This window comes from Endobacterium cereale (assembly GCF_009617585.1).
GTDB lineage: Bacteria > Pseudomonadota > Alphaproteobacteria > Rhizobiales > Rhizobiaceae > Neorhizobium > Neorhizobium cereale.
On the sequence record NZ_WIXI01000042.1, the window covers coordinates 60,715 to 76,714 of the forward strand.

Sequence of the window (16,000 nt, forward strand, 5' to 3'; positions counted from 1 at the left end):
TTATCGAAACATCAGCTCGCCATCATATCTCGAACCAACGGGATGACCTTTGCCCCTTAGAGTTCGATACTCTTCATAAGGTGCTTGTGCGCCATCGGTCCAGTTGAGTACTTCATCTGGAACCGTGAAATGCCAAGCGTCCGTGCTGTGTTGGCGATCTTCCTTGCGACGGTCTCGGGCGATCCCGCATAGAGCGAGCCGTGCTCGATCTCGTTTTCAAAATCCTGCCCGGTTACCGGCGGCCAACCACGCTCCTTGCCAAAGCGGTCCCGGATCTTCTCGAAATGTGGGAAGAGGTCGCTGCGAGCCCGTCCGTCACTCTCGGCAACGTAACCCCGCTAGTGGACGTCGATATCACCTAACACTCGACCCGCCTGCTCGGATGCTTTTGATAAAGCTCGACGTAAGGCGCGAACCACGCCGGATCACTGCCGATGATAGCCATCATCAGGTTCATGTCATGACGGACGGCAGAAATCACAGTTTCCAGGCTGCCGCCGACACCGGTCCAAGTCTTCAGCCTCCCGCCGGCGATCGGCGGATAGATAGGCTGGTCTTCGAGTGGCGCACGCCAGTCGCCGCGGTAGGTGACCACGTCCTACGCCACGATCTGCGAGAACAGGTCGAGTCTCACTTCAAACAGTTCCTCATATCTCGAAAGATCGTAGCCGAAGAGCGGGAAGGATTCGATGAAGGCCCCTCGCCCGGGAATGACCTCCGCGCGCCCGTTTCAACTTGCATCAATCGTCGAGAACCTCTGAAACACACGGATCGGATCGTCGGAACTTAAAACGGTTACGGCTGAGCCGAGGCCGAATCCTGCTGGTACGCGCCGCGATGGCGGCCAGCACCACTTCAGGAGCGGAAATGGCAAAGTCCTTGCGTGATGTTCTCCGACACCGAAGAAGTCGATCCCGTGCTGGTCTGCGAGAACTGCTTCTTCTACGACATTGCGGATAACCCGCGGCTGCGGAAGCATTTCACCGTCTGAACCGATGGTGACATCACAGAAGGTATCCATGCCAAATTCAATGATTTTCGTCATGATGTAGTCCGATCGATTGTAAAGCGGTGATTTCCGTTTCCGTAGACAAATTACGGCACGCGCACGTGTGCTGGCGGGTTCGACCTCTTCGTCCACGGCCATTGCCCGTCGATCTCGCCTTCCAGCGAGAAACTGAGGAACGTCCGGATCAGCACGATGAGACCGAGCAGGCCCACGCTTTCCCAGGTCAGCGGTGAGATGATCGTGGCGATAATGTCCGCACCGATCAGGATTTCCAGCCCCAACAGGATACCTCGCCCGAGATTGGCGCGGTAATTCTCATAGGCCTCCCGACCACCAACCGAAAACAGGTCACGCCCGTAGGCTATCGTTGCGATCAACACTCCAACCAGAATCACGCCGACGCCAAAAAATTCGAGGCCGATTGCGAGCGGCTTCAAAACGGGAGCGATCAGGCTGGAGAGACCGCTCGGATCATGTCCGATATCCATTGGATGTCCTCTTAAACAACGGGTGAGAGGTAATTTTTGGGCTCTCGGCCACTATCAGGACTCAGCGCCTGCACTGCTCGCGAAGAGCGCGATGACGGCAAGGAGGGCCGGCAAGCTGAAGGCGGCCACAGGCGCGAACATGAAACCGGCAGCGCCAAGCCCGCAGCCAAATGCAAACGTAATGACTGCGGCTCCCATTTTCTTCGCCCGCGCCTTGGCGGCCGCAACCTCTTCGGTTTTCGCGTTGGCCAGAATGTCGGCAAGATCGAGCATGATCTGTGTGGTTGTTCCTGTCATCAGCGTGGATGGCGGCGCTTTCGCCAGATGCGCCTTGTGCAGGCCGTTCTGGATCGCCATCGCCGACACGAGGGTCAGCGCAACCACCAGAGTTATCAGGCTGTTATCGCCGTTGAACGGGCCGTATGCGAAAGCCATCACCGCCACCGCCGCCAGCAGGATCAGCTTGACCACCAGCATGGGGCGGATCGGTGAGCGGTCCCGGCTTTGGAGCTTCAGGCAGATCAGTCGTGACACGAAGACGATCACGTAGAACATCGGAAGCGCCAGAAGTTACGACCACGCGCCATCCAGACCATGAGCCATGGTTGCACCGAGTGTGACGAAGTTCCCTGTGATGTGTGCGGTGAACAACCCGGAAAGCGAAAGGAAGCCAAGCGTGTCGACATAACCGCCGTTGAAACTGAGGAGGGTAGGAAGCGAGGGAAGTTTCATGGTCGTGCTCTCTGTCGACGCTACTGTTATCTCGAGTTTTGCCGCTCACAGCTCGCATGTGCAATTGCATCAACTATTTAGAATCATTGCGCCAGACGACATAATGGAAAGGGCGGCCAAAGCCGCCCTGCCCGTTTCGCTTTATGCCGCCCCGGGCCGGTTGATGGTAAGGAAGTGGCGAACCACCGGCTTTTCGGGACCGACATGGTAGGTCAGAACCTTGCCCTGCAGGTCGGCATCGGCATTGGAAACCCGCTTGTGTTGGCGAAGATGCTCCGCCCAGGATTCCACCATGAACCATTCGACGATCTTTTCCGGATCGGCACTGTCTTCGGTCACACCCCATCCATAGGCACCATCACGGCGGCGTTCCTTGGACAGATGATCGATGGCGTGCAGGAACGCGGCGCGGTGTTGCTTTTCTACCTTGTATTCGATCAGGATCAGAACCGGACCACGATCGTGGGCAACGGGTTCGGCGACAAGCGGTTCTGGCCAATGGTTGGACGGCACCATGTCGGCATCACCAGCCGGGAGTTTGATGCGGTGCATGATGAATCCTGCAACGAGCAGTCCGGCGGCACCGATGAGCAGGGTCGACTGGATGCCAACGGCCGTACCGACAGCACCCCAGCCGAGGCTTCCGGCCGTCATCGCACCGTTGAAGACGGTTAGATAGACGGCAAGACCACGACCACGCACCCAGTTCGGGAGCACAGCCTGCGCCGTGCCATTCAGCGTGGTAAGAGCCGTGATCCACGCACCGCCAAGGAAGAGAAGCGCAATGATGGCGACTATCTTTGGCGGGGCAAGCGACAGCACGCCCATGACGGTTGCGGTAATCAGAGCCGCGCCAAGAAGCAGGCCGTCAGCGCTCAGGCGTTCACGCAGTTTCGGCATGACCAAAGCCCCACCGATTGCACCGGCACCAACGGCACCAAGCAGAATGCCGTAGAAGCTGGCATCGCCACCGAGCAGTTGGCGGGCAACGAGTGGAAGCAGCGCCCAGACAGCACTGGCAAAGGCGAAGAAGATGGCCGCACGAAGAAGAACGACATGGAGGGGGCGGCTTGAGCGGGTGTAGCGAAGCCCGGCACGGAACGCGCCGAAGAAGTTTTCCTGAAGCGCATCATTGGCGTTTTTCGCACGTGGCCACCAAACCAGGGCAGCAATCACGAAGATGTAGCTGGCAACGTCCGCACCATAGGTGATGCCCGCACCGAAGGCGGCAAGCAGCAAGCCACCCGCGGCCGGTCCGATGGAGCGGGCGATATTGATGCCGAGCGAGTTTAAAGCGACAGCACTTTTCACGTCCTCCCGCTTCACCAGTTCAGGCACGATCGCCTGCCAGGTCGGCCCCATCAGAGCCGCACCGATGCCACCAAGGAAGGTCAGGCCGATCAGCGCACTGACGGACAGCATGCCCGTCTGGGACAGAACCATCAGCGAGATACTGACGGATGCCAGCAGAAGCTGGACAGCAATCAGGAACTTGCGGCGGTCGAGGATGTCGGTGAGCACGCCTGCCGGGATAGCAAGCAGGAAGATCGGCAGCGTGCCGGCGGCCTGAACCATGGCAACCGCGGCAGGTGACGCAGACAGATCCGTCATCAGCCAGGAGCTGGCGACATCGCGCATGAAGCTTCCGGTGTTACCAAGAACCGTGGCAATCCAGAGAACCGCGAAGACAGGTTGTGCGAGAGGCGCGAAGCTGCCCCCGGAGGACTTTGCGGCACTCATTTGCCTGCTCCCTTCGTGAGGTCAATTGCTGCGACGAAGATGAATGCGCCTGCCAAGCCGAGATGCTCAAAAAAGGCGTTGGTTGCCATCATGCGATCCATACCGGGAGCCATTTCCCAGAACCGGAGAGCGAGGACAGTTGCCAGAAGCGTGAACCCTGCAAGCGCCAGGGCGCCGGCCCAGCGGAAGAAGCCGGAGACCACCAAGGCCGAAGCTGTCAGTTCGAAGGCGATGACGGCGACAGCAAAGAACGCCGCGGGATGAAGACCGAAATGATCCATCTCGGCCAGCGCGCCGTTGAAATCGAAGATCTTGGTGAGCGGTCCCTGGATATAGGCTGCGCAAAGCGCCAGCAGCGAAACCGTTCGAATGACCGGGGAACCGACGATGCGCGCCAGACTGCTTCTGATGGGGTTCAAACTGTGAGATTGGTAGGTCATGACTGCTCCTGCATGATCGCCGATCAGATCGAGCGGCTGCGTTTGATGGAGCAATATTGGCTGGTCATTACCTCGCCAACAATTGCAGCAATAGTTTCGATTTAATTGCGAAATATGAAATTATCGTAACGGTCTTTCGGGCGATCACGTGACCGCCCGAAAGTGATGCCGAGATCAGACTGCCCAGCAGGAGCAACCGAGAGCGCCGAAGAAACCCTTGAGGTCGGCGATCGGCAGCTTGGATGTCCAGGCTCCCGCGTGATCGTGACCATGCACGCCGCAATCGCTGGCGCATCCGCACGTCGAGATTGCCGTACGGCGCAACGAGCGGGCGCCCGCACCGTCCGGCTCGCCCCAAGCAGCGTACCCACCGAACTTACGCACCGGAGACCAGTCGGGCATCGCGGGAGCCAAGTCACTCTCGTCCAGCGCCTTGAAGTCACCAGCGCCATAAACGATCTTGCCGCCGACCATGGTGAGTTCCGATACGAGGAAGGAGATCTCGTCCTCGGCGCAGGAGAAAAAGTCCTTGTCCGGCACGACGAGATCGGCGAACTGGCCCTTTTCGATGCGGCCCTTCTTGCCCTCCTCATTGGAAAACCATGTGACTTTTTCCGTCCACATGCGCAGCGCCGTCTCGCGGTCGAGGCAGTTGGCGCGCGGATAAAGCTGCATGCCGCCGACGGTCTTGCCGGTTACCATCCATGAAAGCGAAACCCACGGATTGTAGGAGGCGACGCGGGTAGCATCCGTGCCGGCCGAAACGTTGACACCCTTGTCGAGCATGCGTTTGATCGGCGGCGTGGCTTCAGCAACACCGTGGCCGTAACGTTCGACGAAATATTCGCCCTGATAGGCCATGCGGTGCTGGGTGGCGATGCCGCCGCCGAGTGCCGCGATACGGTCGATGGAGCGTTCGGAAATGGTTTCCGCATGGTCGAAGAACCAGTTGAGCCCTTCAAGCGGAATATCCTTGTTGACCTTCTCGAACACATCGAGCGAACGCGAGATCGTCTCGTCATAGGTCGCATGCATACGCCAGGGCCAGCGGTTCTCGGCGAGGACTCGGACGACCTCTTCCAGTTCGCCTTCCATCTCCGGGGCCATTTCCGGCCGTGGCTGGCGGAAATCCTCGAAGTCAGCGGCCGAAAAGACCAGCATCTCGCCCGCACCGTTATGTCGGAAGTAGTCGTTGCCCTGCTTGTATTTGACCGACTGCGTCCAGTTGAGGAAATCCTGCTTCTCTTCCTTCGGCTTCTGGGTGAACAGATTGTAGGCCAGACGCACCGTCATCTGGTTCTCGTCGGACAGCTTCTGGATCACCTCGTAATCGTCAGGATAGTTCTGGGAGCCGCCGCCGGCATCGATAACACCGGTAATGCCCAGACGGTTCAGTTCCCGCATGAAGTGGCGGGTCGAGTTGACCTGGTAATCAAGTGGAAGTTTTGGTCCCTTGCCCAGTGTCGAATACAGAATGCCTGCATTTGGTGTGGCCAGCAGCAGACCAGTGGGGTTGCCATTGGCATCACGGGTAATCTCGCCGCCCGGCGGGTTTGGCGTGTCGCGTGTATAACCGACGGCACGAAGGGCTGCACCATTCAGCAAAGCACGATCATAAAGGTGGAGCAGGAAAACGGGCGTATCGGGGGCGACCGCGTTGATCTCCTCGATCGTCGGCAGGCGTTTTTCCGCAAACTGATGTTCTGTAAAGCCGCCGACGACGCGCACCCATTGTGGGGCGGGCGTGATCGCCACCTGACGCTTGAGCATGTCCATCGCGTCGGCCAGCGAACGGACACCATCCCAGCGGAGTTCCATATTGTAATTCAGGCCACCACGGACGACGTGGGTGTGGTTGTCGATCAGTCCCGGCAGGACGCGGCGGCCCCTAAGGTCGACGATCTTTGTCTCTGGCCCGGCCAGCGCCATGATCTCGCTGCCCGAGCCGGCTTCCTGAAACAGGCCGTCCTTGATGGCGACAGCGGTTGCGTTCGGGTTGCTCCGGTCAAGTGTGGTGAGGCGGCCGTTATGAAGGATCAGGTCGGGATGCATCGTGTCTATTCTGGTCTGGTTGGGATCGGCGGCATTTGCCGTTGCGAAGAGGTTCGAGAACGCCAGGCTCGAAGCGCCTCCGAGAAAGGTGCGGCGCGTGGTCATCAGCCCCTCTCCTCGGTGCGGTGCTCGTCGCGATGAGCAACCTTCACATGATCGCCACCCTTCGGCATGTGACCGAACATGTGAGGCTTGATCTGATGAAGCCATGAGACGGCTGCCGGCTCCTTGCTCCACAGGGTCTTTGCGAGTGGAATGATCTGTTCGCCGACCAGAATGCCGAGAAGACCGACCAGTGCGATGACGGGCGGCGCCGGAGAGCGAACGTTCAGGAGGCTGTAGACAATGCCGACAAGCAGGCCTGCGCCGAGAGACAGAAGGTAGATTTTCATTTGGAGATCCTCCACGGGATAGAGAAAGACCACTCCGACGGGGTGATCGGAGTGGTCTGTTCCGGTCCTTACTTGCCGCTGTTCTGGGCGGGGTTCGGACCGATGCGCTTGCCGTGGGTGACGCGCTCGGCGGCCTTGTGGACATGGGTATAGGCATAGTCGATACCCATGCCGTAGGCGCCGGAATGCTCCTTCACCAGAGTGGTGACCGCATCGTAGGTTTCCTTGCGGGCCCAATCGCGCTGCCATTCAAGCAGAACCTGCTGCCAGGTGACCGGGATAACACCTGCCTGAACCATGCGATCCATCGCGCGATTGTGAGCCTCGAGCGACGTGCCGCCGGATGCGTCGGCGACCATGTAGATCTCGTAGTCTGCAACATCATGAAGAGCCGAAAGCGCGAAGGTCGTATTGCAGACTTCCGTCCACAGACCGGCGACCACGATTTTCTTGCGGCCTTCGGCGGCATTTTTCGCCAGCGCGTCGCGAACGTTCTGGTCGTCCCAGGAGTTCATCGAGGTGCGCTCGAGAATATCGTTTTCCGGGTATACGGCGAGCAACTCGGGAAAAGTGTTGCCGGAAAAACTGTCGGTTTCGACCGTGGTGATCGTGGTCGGAATGTCGAAGATCTTGGCGGCCTTGGCGAGACCGACGACGTTGTTCTTCAGCGTCTGACGGTCGATCGACTGAACACCGAAAGCCATCTGCGGCTGCTGGTCGATAAAGATGAGCTGGCTGTTTACCGGGGTCAGGACTTGGAGCTTGGACATGATCTGGTTCCTCGTAACGTGTTGGCCATCATTGTGGCGTCATGAAATGGGTAGCCGCACTCGATCGGACGCCGCAGTACGGCGTTCGCTCTTCAATCCTTGAGGTTTTCCGGTTCCTTGAGGGAGCCGTTCACCCGTTGTCTTGGCTGCTGATAAGAAAACTATCGCGTCTGACTTAGGTGTAGAATTGCAATATTCATTGCGAATGAATTCCACATTTTGCAATAATCGATCGATGTTCCCCGGTGGCATGCGGATAGTCGTCACGCTTGTCGCTTGAACTATCCGGCGAGGTCTTGTCGATTAGTCAGATCTATAGGATGAAAGGCAGGCAAATCTTGGTTGTCTGTAACAAGGGTGTGAGCAACCGATGCTCAGGACGTGCGCCTCCACGTGCCGGGAGTGACGCCGACAACCGTTGAAAAGACCCGCGTGAAATGGCTCTGATCCGAGAAGCCGCATGCGATCGCCACGTCGGAAAGGGAGGCGTCACTTGCAAGAAGAAGCGTCCGGGCACGGCTTATCCGCTCTCGCAGCAGCCATTGGTAAGGGGTCATCCCTGTCGTCTCGCGGAAGGCATGAATGAAGTAGCCGCGCGATAGATTGCATGCCTGCGCAAGCTCTGCCACCGACACCGCACCTTGAAGATTTTCAAGAATCATCGACTTCGCAGTGTTTTCCTGTAGTCGCGATAGCCTCCGTGGTTTGGAGGCCCTTACGAGAGAGCGATCCCCGTACTGCTGAACGACATGGGTTCCGATCGCCGCCGTCAGTTGATCGACAAATAGCTTGCTTGCCTCTTCCGGATGGTCGAGAGCCGGGATCAGTGCCCGCGCCAGATTGGCGAGGACGGGATCGGGCTGCGCGGTGATGGTCTTCAGTGCGGATATTGTTGGCAGATCGGCTTCCTGCGCGATGGTCTCGAGAGAGGAATGCGAGAGTTCCAGGAGCAGGAAATCAAACGGACCATCGAGATCGGCTTTGTAGTCCTCGGCCAGGCCGCGGATGTAGACGGTGTCGTGCAGGAAAACGTGGGTCGTAACGTGATGTGCATGGAAGATGCGTCGCGTATGGCCTGGAAGCGTTGAAACTCCAACGACGAATCCACGATCGCTAGCTGGGCTCTCCACCTGCTGCAGAAACGCGTCGCGAGAACCTTTACGCAAGACGGTCAGGCCCGCCCCGCGGATCATCTGGTTCTTATAGAGTTTATCAAACGGGCAGCCGTAGCTATCGGTCGATTCGTCGGCAGGATTTTTCGAGGCAGTGGTATCTTTCCTCAACAAATACGCTACCTTCCAGTTTGAACGAGCCAGCAGGAAACCTCGGAACCCGTACCTATCCGGGATATCCGCGACACTTCACTACCCCAACACGGCAACAAGCGCCACAACGGCGGATTGAACGAATTTGCAACGCAACGGCTCGGACACTTTGACATTCCGATACCATTTCATACGAGATTATTGTGATTGAAACATCGGCTGCAGCCGAAAACATGGGGGGCTGGTTTCAGGCTGGCAGTGTCCCCACAATCGTAACAAGGCCGCTGGGATTTGCCGAAGTGACGGTTGGCTATGTCGTCCGCGACTACGACGCTCAAGACCCTGCCGTGGTAATTCCGGCCTGCGACGCTTTCCTTATCATGTTGTATCTGACCGATGTCGAGCATTCCGACATATGGCCGGACAAGCCTGCCGCGCCTCTGAAGATGTATCCTGAAGGATCCATCTGCCTGATCAGCCTCGCACGTGGGGCGGCGATTGCTGTTCGTGGCTCGCTGGAGGCGCTGGTGATCCACCTTCCGCGCAGCCACCTGTCCGAACTGGCTGAACACACCGGAGAGCCCTGCGTCGATGATCTGGCAACATGCCGTGGGATGGATGACCCGACGGTGCGTGATATCGGCGCGGCCCTCCTCCCCCTCATCGATCAGGATCATTCCGATGGCTCTCTGGTCAACCATATCGCGCTCGCGCTCAACGCCCATCTGGTTCATCGTTATGGCCGATCGCGCAGCACGCATTGACACGCCGCGATCCGAAGATCGCGACGTTGCTACATATTGACGTTGGTGCTTCGATCAATCCGCTAGAGGCGCGAGGTTTGCCTGGATCTCATCCCGGAACTCCTCATATCGGCTAGGGAGCTTGAGCGCTTCGCCAAGATGTGCGGTGTCTTCATCCCTGTTGAAGCCAGGTTCGTGCGTGGCGACCTCGAAAAGAACGCCGCCCGGCGTGCGAAAGTAGATCGCCCAGAAATAGTCGCGATCGATAACGGGAGTGACCTGATATCCGGTATCCATCAGTGCCTTGCGCACTTCGAGCTGCTTCTCGCGATTGTCGACAGCGAACGCGATGTGGTGGACGGAGCCTGCACCTGGGCGAGCGAATGCCGTCTTGGGAAGCGATGCAAGATCGATCGTGTCCGCTCCGTTACCATTTGGAATGATGAAGCGGGTGACATCCCCTTCCTTATCGGCCTTCTGATAGCCCATGAAGCCAAGCAGCTCCTCGGTTGCGGCGGTATCGTGCAGGCTAAATCGTGCCCCGGCGAAACCGCGGATGGCAGCATCATCAGGGATGCCCTGCGAAAGCCACGGAGCGCGTTTGTCGCCTGCGGATTCGATCAGGGAAAGACTGTCGCCGTCTGGTCCCATGAAGCAGAGACGCTCGGCTCCAAACACGGTATCGGTTTCAAGACCATCGACACCCTGAGCAACAAAGCGATCCTGCCAGAACTTCAGAGAACCCTTTGGAACGGAGAACTGCGTCTCGCCGACCTCACCTACCCCCGGACGGCCCAACATCATGTTCTGGAATGGGAAATAGGTCATGACCGTTCCAGCAGAACCGTTCTCGTCACCGTAATACAGATGGTAGACGCTTGGATCGTCAAAATTGACCGTCTGCTTGACGCGGCGCAGCCCGAGCGTTTCCGTGAAGAAGCGGTTGTTCTGACCGGCATCCGATGCCATCGAGGTCACGTGATGCAGTCCCTTGATATCCTTGATCATGACGAAGCCTTCCTTGGCGTTATTTGATCTGTTGAAATGAAACTACGCCTGTTGATCACCTGCCGGAATTGCAATATTAATTGCGAATGAGTTGCAATATTTGAAATAATGCCATGAACGATTACAAAGCCCTCCGTACCTTCCTCCTCGCTGCTGAGAAGCGAAACTTTGCCCAGGTAGCGCGCGAACTGGACATGACACCCGCAGCCGTCACCCGTGCCATCGCGGCACTCGAGGCAGAGCTCGGTGTTCAGCTTTTCGTGCGCACCACGCGGCAGGTGTCGCTAACCACCGACGGTGCGATTTTCGCCGCGCAGATCCAGCCTGCGGTGAAAACGCTGGAAGACGCACGTCGCGAAGTGATGAATGCGCACAAGAGTGACGAAGGACGGCTTCGGATCAGCGCGCCGACATGGTTCGGCAAGACCGTGCTGCCGCCGATCCTGTCAGGGTTCAAGGAACGTTATCCGAAGATGAGTTTCGAGATCTCGTTGTCCGACGGACTGGTGAACATCGTCGATGACGATTACGACCTTGCGATCCGCATCTCGTCGCAACCATCCGACAAGTTCACGATCTGGCGCAAGATCCGTGTCGTACCGCGTATCCTCGTCGCTGCACCAGGCAGTCGTTTTGCCGACATGCAGCATCCGAATGAGCTGAAACCGGACGACTGCCTCGCCTATAGTGGTGAAAGCCGTCGCGAGAACTGGGTCCTGTCCGATGGTGGCTCGAGCATGAATATCGCTGCGGGCCGGGCATTCAGCGCCAACAGTGGCGAGGTTCTGGCAGACATGGCGGCCGATGGCGCAGGCGTTGCACTGCTGCCGGGGTTCAACATCGCCGATCACATCCGGAGCGGACGTCTCGTCCATGTCTTCAAGGGATGGTCACCGCCGGATCTCTGGCTGACGCTGTTCTATCCGCCCTATCAGGCGCTGCCGCCCCGCATCGCATCATTCTCGAAATTCTTCGAGGAACAGGTTGCGGCTCACATGGTGATGCTGGACTGATGTGCTTCTGAAGACTGATCTCAGTCTTCAGGCATGTCGCGAAGCTTGCTGGCAACCATTTCCTGAAGCTGCCACAAGTTTCGATCGTGGATGTTACGATCCACCAGATCCGAAACCGTTCGGTGCAGATATTCCGCACACGAGCCGGCAGGTCCGCAGGCCTGAGCGATCAGCACCGCAGCATCATCGAGCGAGATTTTCTCCGTGAGCTGGGATTGTTTCGTGCTTGCCCAGAAGGTCAGGGCGCGGCGTGTGCCCGTAGCGGTCCTGACCGTGACCCAACGAACCATGTCGCACACTTCCGAATATCGGATCTCGCGCGCGAGAAGAGTGCGCAGATCCTGCTTCTTGGTCGCACACGGAAGTTTGAGGATAAGCCCTGTACAACTCCCTCCCGGCCGAAGCGCCAGCATGAGGCCCGGCGCATCCGAAGTAGCCCTAAGGCGTTCTATCCTCAGCGAGAATGCACGGTGCCATCCGTGGGCGACCGCTTCCTCGCTGGCCGACACGTCGAACCCCGGATTCCACATCAGGGATCCGTAAGCGAACACCCAGATCTCCTCGTCACCGCCCCCCTGCTCGACGCTGCTGACGAGTTCATCGAGTTGGCGGGATGATATTGGGGTCCAGTTGGGTTCCGGGCCTTCGTCTTCGACAACCCTGATGGTTCTCTCAACAAGATCTGTCGTCAGCTGCATGGCAACAGGTGCACGTGTCTTGGCTACGGGTGTCTTAAGCATCGTGATACCTGCTTCAACGAGGATACCGCCGGAGCGTGTAGGTCCGGCGGGTTATGATATGACTGCTATCGGATCAGTCCGCAGAACCGTCGATCACGGCGCGGAACGTGATCTCCACGATCTGTTCCGGGAATGCCAGCGATGTAACTCCGATCAGGTTGCTGGCGCATTGCGGCATGTCCGTCCCGTACATTTCCTTGCGCACCTTCGAGCCAGCGGCAAACGCACTCGGGACATCGAGAACGAAAAGAGTTTCTTCGACCACATCGTCAAGCGTCGCTCCGTATTCGGCAAGCAGTGTCTTGGCGTTGACATAGGTCTGGCGGATCTGCGCTTCCATCTGCGAGAAATCGGCAGGTCGACCGTCCGCATCGAGAGCGGCCGGGGCAATGAGCTTGCCGTCGCCATCGTGGCTCAACTGTCCCGATATGTAGATCGTGTCCTTAACCTTTACGGCCTGCACGTAACCGAATGCGCGTTCCCAGGCCACACCGAGATTGGCAACCTTCTTGGCAGATTGAGTGTTTGTCATGATATTTTCCTTCGCGTCAGACAGAGGCGCTTCAAGCACATATGAATTTGTGGTCCGACTGGCGACGGGTGCGTGGGAGGCCGTACCCGTCGTCGGTGCCGATCAAGCCTTTACGAAGGCCAGCAGATCGGCGTTGAGGACATCGGCATTGACGGTGAGCATGCCATGCGAGAAGCCGGGATAGGTCTTGAGCGTGCCGTTCTTCAAAAGCTTCGCTGACTTCAGCGCCGAATCCGCAATCGGTACGATCTGGTCGTCCTCGCCATGCAACACCAGCGTAGGAACAGTGATCGCCCTCAGATCATCCGTCTGATCGGTTTCGGAGAAGGCCTTGATGCCATCGTAATGGGCTTTAGCGCCGCCCATCATGCCCTGCCGCCACCAGTTCTGGATCACGCCTTCCTGGACCTTTGCGCCGTCACGGTTGAAGCCGTAGAACGGACCTGCAGGAACGTCGCGGAAGAATTGCGCGCGGTTGGCGGCGAGCGCTGAACGGAAACCATCGAATACTTCCATCGGCAGCCCTTCCGGGTTGGAAGCAGTCTTCAGCATCAGCGGCGGAACGGCGGAGACCAGGACGGCCTTGGCGACGCGACCGGAGGGCTGACCATGCTTGGCGACATAACGGGCCACCTCACCGCCGCCCGTCGAATGGCCGATATGGACTGCATTCTTCAGGTCCAGCGCTTCAACGACAGCGAAGGCATCGGCCGCATAGTGGTCCATGTCGTGACCATCCGCCACCTGAGCCGAGCGGCCATGGCCACGGCGGTCATGTGCGACAACCCGGTAACCCTTGGAGAGGAAGAACAGCATCTGTGCATCCCAATCGTCAGACGAGAGCGGCCAGCCGTGGTGGAACACGATCGGCTGCGCGTCCTTCGGACCCCAGTCCTTGTAGAAGATTTCGACGCCGTCCGTTGTGGTCACGTAAGCCATGGTCTTGTTTCCTTCGATTGGATTTGCAGTAGAGGCAGCCTTGGCTGCGAAGCTGAAAGTGGATGAAATTGCGACAGCCGCTGCGGCAGCGCCTGCGGAAAGCAGCGCTCCTCTGCGTGTCATGGAAGAAATGTTCTGGGTCATCTTGCGTCCTGCGGTTTCGTTATTGAAAACTTCAGGCGACGCTGTGTTCGTCTGACGGGCTGATATTGCCGTCAGATGCATCCGCTCACAATTGCGGGAATAATTTCGAGTTTATTGCGGATTATGAAATAGTGAAAGCGATCTCTGGCTGACGAGCGCGCTCGCGATATGAACCGGTTGCCCAAGCTCAGAAAGAAATGTCACGCGTTTTATAAGCCAAACAGATCTCGACCTTGGGCCATCTGCATCATCGTAACGCGATAATATGCAAACTGCCAGAAAAGCCGATTAGCCCCACAGTTGCACCCCATGGATTTCACATTGCGCAACTGAGGGGCGTGTCCATATTCGACCGTCAAATCTCCTTGATCAACTGCTCGGCGATGCGCACGCTGAGCGCCGCCCCCGTCAATGTCGGGTTCATACAAGAGGCTGACGGCATCACGCTGGTGCCGGCGATGAACATATTCGAATGGTCATGTGTGCGGCAATCGCGATCCACAACAGAGTCCCTTGGATCATCGCCCATCCTGGTTGTGCCCATGACATGCTGGCGGTTCTGCCATTTGACGTCGGTGGAAAGGACCTCGGCATCGAGCAGTTCGGCGATCTTGTTCAGATCCTGCAAACCGCGGTCACGACCGGCGTTCCAGTAATCAGTGACGCTGTAATAGAGGACCGGAACGGGGATGCCGAGCGCATCGAACTTGGTCTTCGACGGCGTCACGCGGTTTTCCGCCAGAGGTAGCGGTTCGAAATCGATCGCCCAGTTGAGCGAGCGAGCCGAATATTTGCGGATCTGCTCGTCCAGCTTGGAGCCGAGAATACCTTTCTTGATGAACCCTTCGGTCATCTGCGCGGTCGGCACGGTGTTGCGAACCTTGATCTTGTAGCTCGGATAGTCCTTGCGGAATTCGCCGTCGCGCTGGTTGAGGTAGACCAGAAGCTCGGTCGGGCCTTCACCCGGCCACATGTCCTCTTTGGTCAGCATGTTCATGCTGATGCCCGTATGGTCCATGAGGTTTCGGCCGACCTGATCCGATGAGTTGGCGATGCCGTTCGGATATTTTTCCGAGGTGGAGATCAGCAAAAGTTTGGCCGATTCGATGCCGTAGGCGGCAAGCACGAAATATTTGGCCGTCAGCCGGTGTTCGGAATTGTCCGGTTTTTTGTACCAGATCGCGGTGATCTTGCCGTCGTCGCCGGCTTCGATCTTGTAGACGGGCGAATTGTCCAAAAGCTTGGCGCCGTGGCGTTCGGCTTCGTCGATATGCATCGACCCGTCATATTTGGCGCCGATCGGACAGACCGGATTGCAGTTGTTGTTGCCGGCGCAGACCGGGCGGTTGCCATATGGGCGCGAGGCGCGGCCATGCGGCTCCAGGACGGGATTGAAGCCGCCGACGAGAAGCTTTTCCGAAAGCGTATCGAACATGTAGCTGGAGTTCAGCTGCTTCATCGGGAAAGGCATGGTGCGAGGCGGCATTGGTTCGCCACCCTGTCCGCTTTCGTCTTGGCCGTCGGTGCCGGTGACGCCGAGTTCCAGTTCAGCCTTGTTGTAATACTGCTCCAGGTCGTCATAGCCGATCGGCCAGTCGCGGCCGCGACCGTAGAGCGTCTGGATCTTGAAGTCGTTGGGGATCATCCGCCACAGGGCAGAGCCGAAATGCCATGTCGTGCCGCCGACGACGCGCAGATACGAGGTGTTGTATTTCACCGGACCTTCGAACTGCAGATAATCGCCATAGGTCGATGGCGCATGCGGCAAGCTCGGGAATGGAGAACCGGCACCCTGCAGCTTGGCATTGGCAAGCGACAGTTTGACCGGTGCGTTACGGTAGGTTTCGACGATCTCGCGGCGATTGACCCGCGGACCGGCCTCCAGCACGATGACCTTCTTGCCGGCCTTGGCGAGATTGGCGGCGACGATGCCGCCCATGACGCCCGAGCCGATGACAATCAGGTCGGCATCATAGGATGTGTTAGCCATTTT

At 58.1% G+C, this 16,000-nt stretch carries 15 protein-coding genes and 2 pseudogenes; 3 read left to right on the plus strand and 14 right to left on the minus strand.

Annotated elements, in window-relative coordinates; all coding sequences use genetic code 11:
* Positions 1–56: 56 nt before the first annotated feature.
* The 9 genes and pseudogenes from GAO09_RS30050 to GAO09_RS11805 all read right to left on the minus strand — a co-directional run bounded on the left by GAO09_RS30050 (position 57) and on the right by GAO09_RS11805 (position 8,906).
* Positions 57–1,045, minus strand: a pseudogene (locus tag GAO09_RS30050) (LLM class flavin-dependent oxidoreductase).
* Positions 1,046–1,095: 50 nt separating this feature from the next.
* On the minus strand, positions 1,096–1,497 hold the full coding sequence (locus tag GAO09_RS11770) for a DUF1622 domain-containing protein (protein ID WP_153354202.1): 402 nt from the start codon (positions 1,495–1,497) through the stop codon (positions 1,096–1,098).
* 54 nt (positions 1,498–1,551) lie between these two features.
* Positions 1,552–2,229, minus strand: a pseudogene (locus GAO09_RS11775) (YoaK family protein).
* 141 nt (positions 2,230–2,370) lie between these two features.
* Positions 2,371–3,969: an MFS transporter gene (locus GAO09_RS11780; RefSeq protein ID WP_153354203.1), complete on the minus strand. Its 1,599-nt coding sequence runs from the start codon at positions 3,967–3,969 to the stop codon at positions 2,371–2,373.
* The gene (locus tag GAO09_RS11785; protein WP_153354204.1) at positions 3,966–4,409 is read right to left on the minus strand and encodes a DoxX family protein; all 444 of its coding nucleotides are present in this window, start codon (positions 4,407–4,409) and stop codon (positions 3,966–3,968) included. Before GAO09_RS11785 ends, GAO09_RS11780 begins: the two co-directional genes overlap by 4 nt.
* 174 nt (positions 4,410–4,583) lie before the next feature.
* Positions 4,584–6,566 carry an amidohydrolase gene (locus tag GAO09_RS11790; protein ID WP_153354205.1) on the minus strand — a complete coding sequence of 661 codons (1,983 nt, stop codon included), beginning with the start codon at positions 6,564–6,566 and terminating at the stop codon, positions 4,584–4,586.
* The gene (locus GAO09_RS11795; protein WP_153354206.1) at positions 6,566–6,853 is read right to left on the minus strand and encodes a XapX domain-containing protein; all 288 of its coding nucleotides are present in this window, start codon (positions 6,851–6,853) and stop codon (positions 6,566–6,568) included. Before GAO09_RS11795 ends, GAO09_RS11790 begins: the two co-directional genes overlap by 1 nt.
* Before the next feature lie 68 nt (positions 6,854–6,921).
* Positions 6,922–7,623: a hydrolase gene (locus GAO09_RS11800; protein ID WP_153354207.1), complete on the minus strand. Its 702-nt coding sequence runs from the start codon at positions 7,621–7,623 to the stop codon at positions 6,922–6,924.
* Between the two features lie 374 nt (positions 7,624–7,997).
* A complete protein-coding gene (locus GAO09_RS11805; protein ID WP_324185536.1) occupies positions 7,998–8,906 on the minus strand; it encodes a helix-turn-helix domain-containing protein in 909 nt (302 codons plus the stop codon).
* 185 nt (positions 8,907–9,091) lie between these two features.
* Here GAO09_RS11805 and GAO09_RS11810 point away from each other — a divergent pair, with 185 nt between their 5' ends.
* A complete protein-coding gene (locus tag GAO09_RS11810; protein WP_153354208.1) occupies positions 9,092–9,652 on the plus strand; it encodes a hypothetical protein in 561 nt (186 codons plus the stop codon).
* A gap of 54 nt (positions 9,653–9,706) precedes the next feature.
* Here the strand turns inward: GAO09_RS11810 and GAO09_RS11815 are convergent, their stop codons facing one another.
* Positions 9,707–10,639, minus strand: a complete 933-nt coding sequence (locus tag GAO09_RS11815; RefSeq protein WP_153354209.1) for a VOC family protein — start codon at positions 10,637–10,639, stop codon at positions 9,707–9,709.
* Between the two features lie 113 nt (positions 10,640–10,752).
* On the opposite strand from GAO09_RS11815, the gene GAO09_RS11820 reads away from it, so the two are divergent.
* Positions 10,753–11,652 carry a LysR family transcriptional regulator gene (locus GAO09_RS11820; RefSeq protein WP_153354210.1) on the plus strand — a complete coding sequence of 300 codons (900 nt, stop codon included), beginning with the start codon at positions 10,753–10,755 and terminating at the stop codon, positions 11,650–11,652.
* Positions 11,653–11,672: 20 nt separating this feature from the next.
* On the opposite strand, the gene GAO09_RS11825 is transcribed toward GAO09_RS11820, so the two are convergent.
* The 3 genes from GAO09_RS11825 to GAO09_RS11835 form a co-directional block, all read right to left on the minus strand.
* Positions 11,673–12,392 carry a gamma-glutamylcyclotransferase gene (locus GAO09_RS11825; RefSeq protein WP_153354211.1) on the minus strand — a complete coding sequence of 240 codons (720 nt, stop codon included), beginning with the start codon at positions 12,390–12,392 and terminating at the stop codon, positions 11,673–11,675.
* Between the two features lie 73 nt (positions 12,393–12,465).
* Positions 12,466–12,924, minus strand: coding sequence for a Rid family hydrolase (locus GAO09_RS11830; protein WP_153354212.1), 459 nt, complete (start codon positions 12,922–12,924; stop codon positions 12,466–12,468).
* 102 nt (positions 12,925–13,026) lie between these two features.
* A complete protein-coding gene (locus GAO09_RS11835; protein ID WP_235938059.1) occupies positions 13,027–13,863 on the minus strand; it encodes an alpha/beta fold hydrolase in 837 nt (278 codons plus the stop codon).
* 40 nt (positions 13,864–13,903) lie between these two features.
* Here GAO09_RS11835 and GAO09_RS30055 point away from each other — a divergent pair, with 40 nt between their 5' ends.
* Entirely contained in the window at positions 13,904–14,062 is a 159-nt protein-coding gene (locus GAO09_RS30055; RefSeq protein ID WP_235938061.1) for a hypothetical protein, read from the plus strand.
* Positions 14,063–14,362: 300 nt separating this feature from the next.
* Here the strand turns inward: GAO09_RS30055 and GAO09_RS11840 are convergent, their stop codons facing one another.
* A complete protein-coding gene (locus GAO09_RS11840; protein ID WP_153354214.1) occupies positions 14,363–15,997 on the minus strand; it encodes a GMC family oxidoreductase in 1,635 nt (544 codons plus the stop codon).
* Positions 15,998–16,000 lie beyond the last annotated feature (3 nt).

Coding starts and splice junctions, on each gene's coding strand:
- GAO09_RS11770 (WP_153354202.1), bottom strand. CDS start 1,497: ATGGATATCGGACATGATCCGAGCGGTCTCTCCAGCCTGATCGCTCCC.
- GAO09_RS11780 (WP_153354203.1), bottom strand. CDS start 3,969: ATGAGTGCCGCAAAGTCCTCCGGGGGCAGCTTCGCGCCTCTCGCACAA.
- GAO09_RS11785 (WP_153354204.1), bottom strand. CDS start 4,409: ATGACCTACCAATCTCACAGTTTGAACCCCATCAGAAGCAGTCTGGCG.
- GAO09_RS11790 (WP_153354205.1), bottom strand. CDS start 6,566: ATGACCACGCGCCGCACCTTTCTCGGAGGCGCTTCGAGCCTGGCGTTC.
- GAO09_RS11795 (WP_153354206.1), bottom strand. CDS start 6,853: ATGAAAATCTACCTTCTGTCTCTCGGCGCAGGCCTGCTTGTCGGCATT.
- GAO09_RS11800 (WP_153354207.1), bottom strand. CDS start 7,623: ATGTCCAAGCTCCAAGTCCTGACCCCGGTAAACAGCCAGCTCATCTTT.
- GAO09_RS11815 (WP_153354209.1), bottom strand. CDS start 10,639: ATGATCAAGGATATCAAGGGACTGCATCACGTGACCTCGATGGCATCG.
- GAO09_RS11820 (WP_153354210.1), top strand. CDS start 10,753: ATGAACGATTACAAAGCCCTCCGTACCTTCCTCCTCGCTGCTGAGAAG.
- GAO09_RS11825 (WP_153354211.1), bottom strand. CDS start 12,392: ATGCTTAAGACACCCGTAGCCAAGACACGTGCACCTGTTGCCATGCAG.
- GAO09_RS11830 (WP_153354212.1), bottom strand. CDS start 12,924: ATGACAAACACTCAATCTGCCAAGAAGGTTGCCAATCTCGGTGTGGCC.
- GAO09_RS11835 (WP_235938059.1), bottom strand. CDS start 13,863: ATGGCTTACGTGACCACAACGGACGGCGTCGAAATCTTCTACAAGGAC.
- GAO09_RS11840 (WP_153354214.1), bottom strand. CDS start 15,997: ATGGCTAACACATCCTATGATGCCGACCTGATTGTCATCGGCTCGGGC.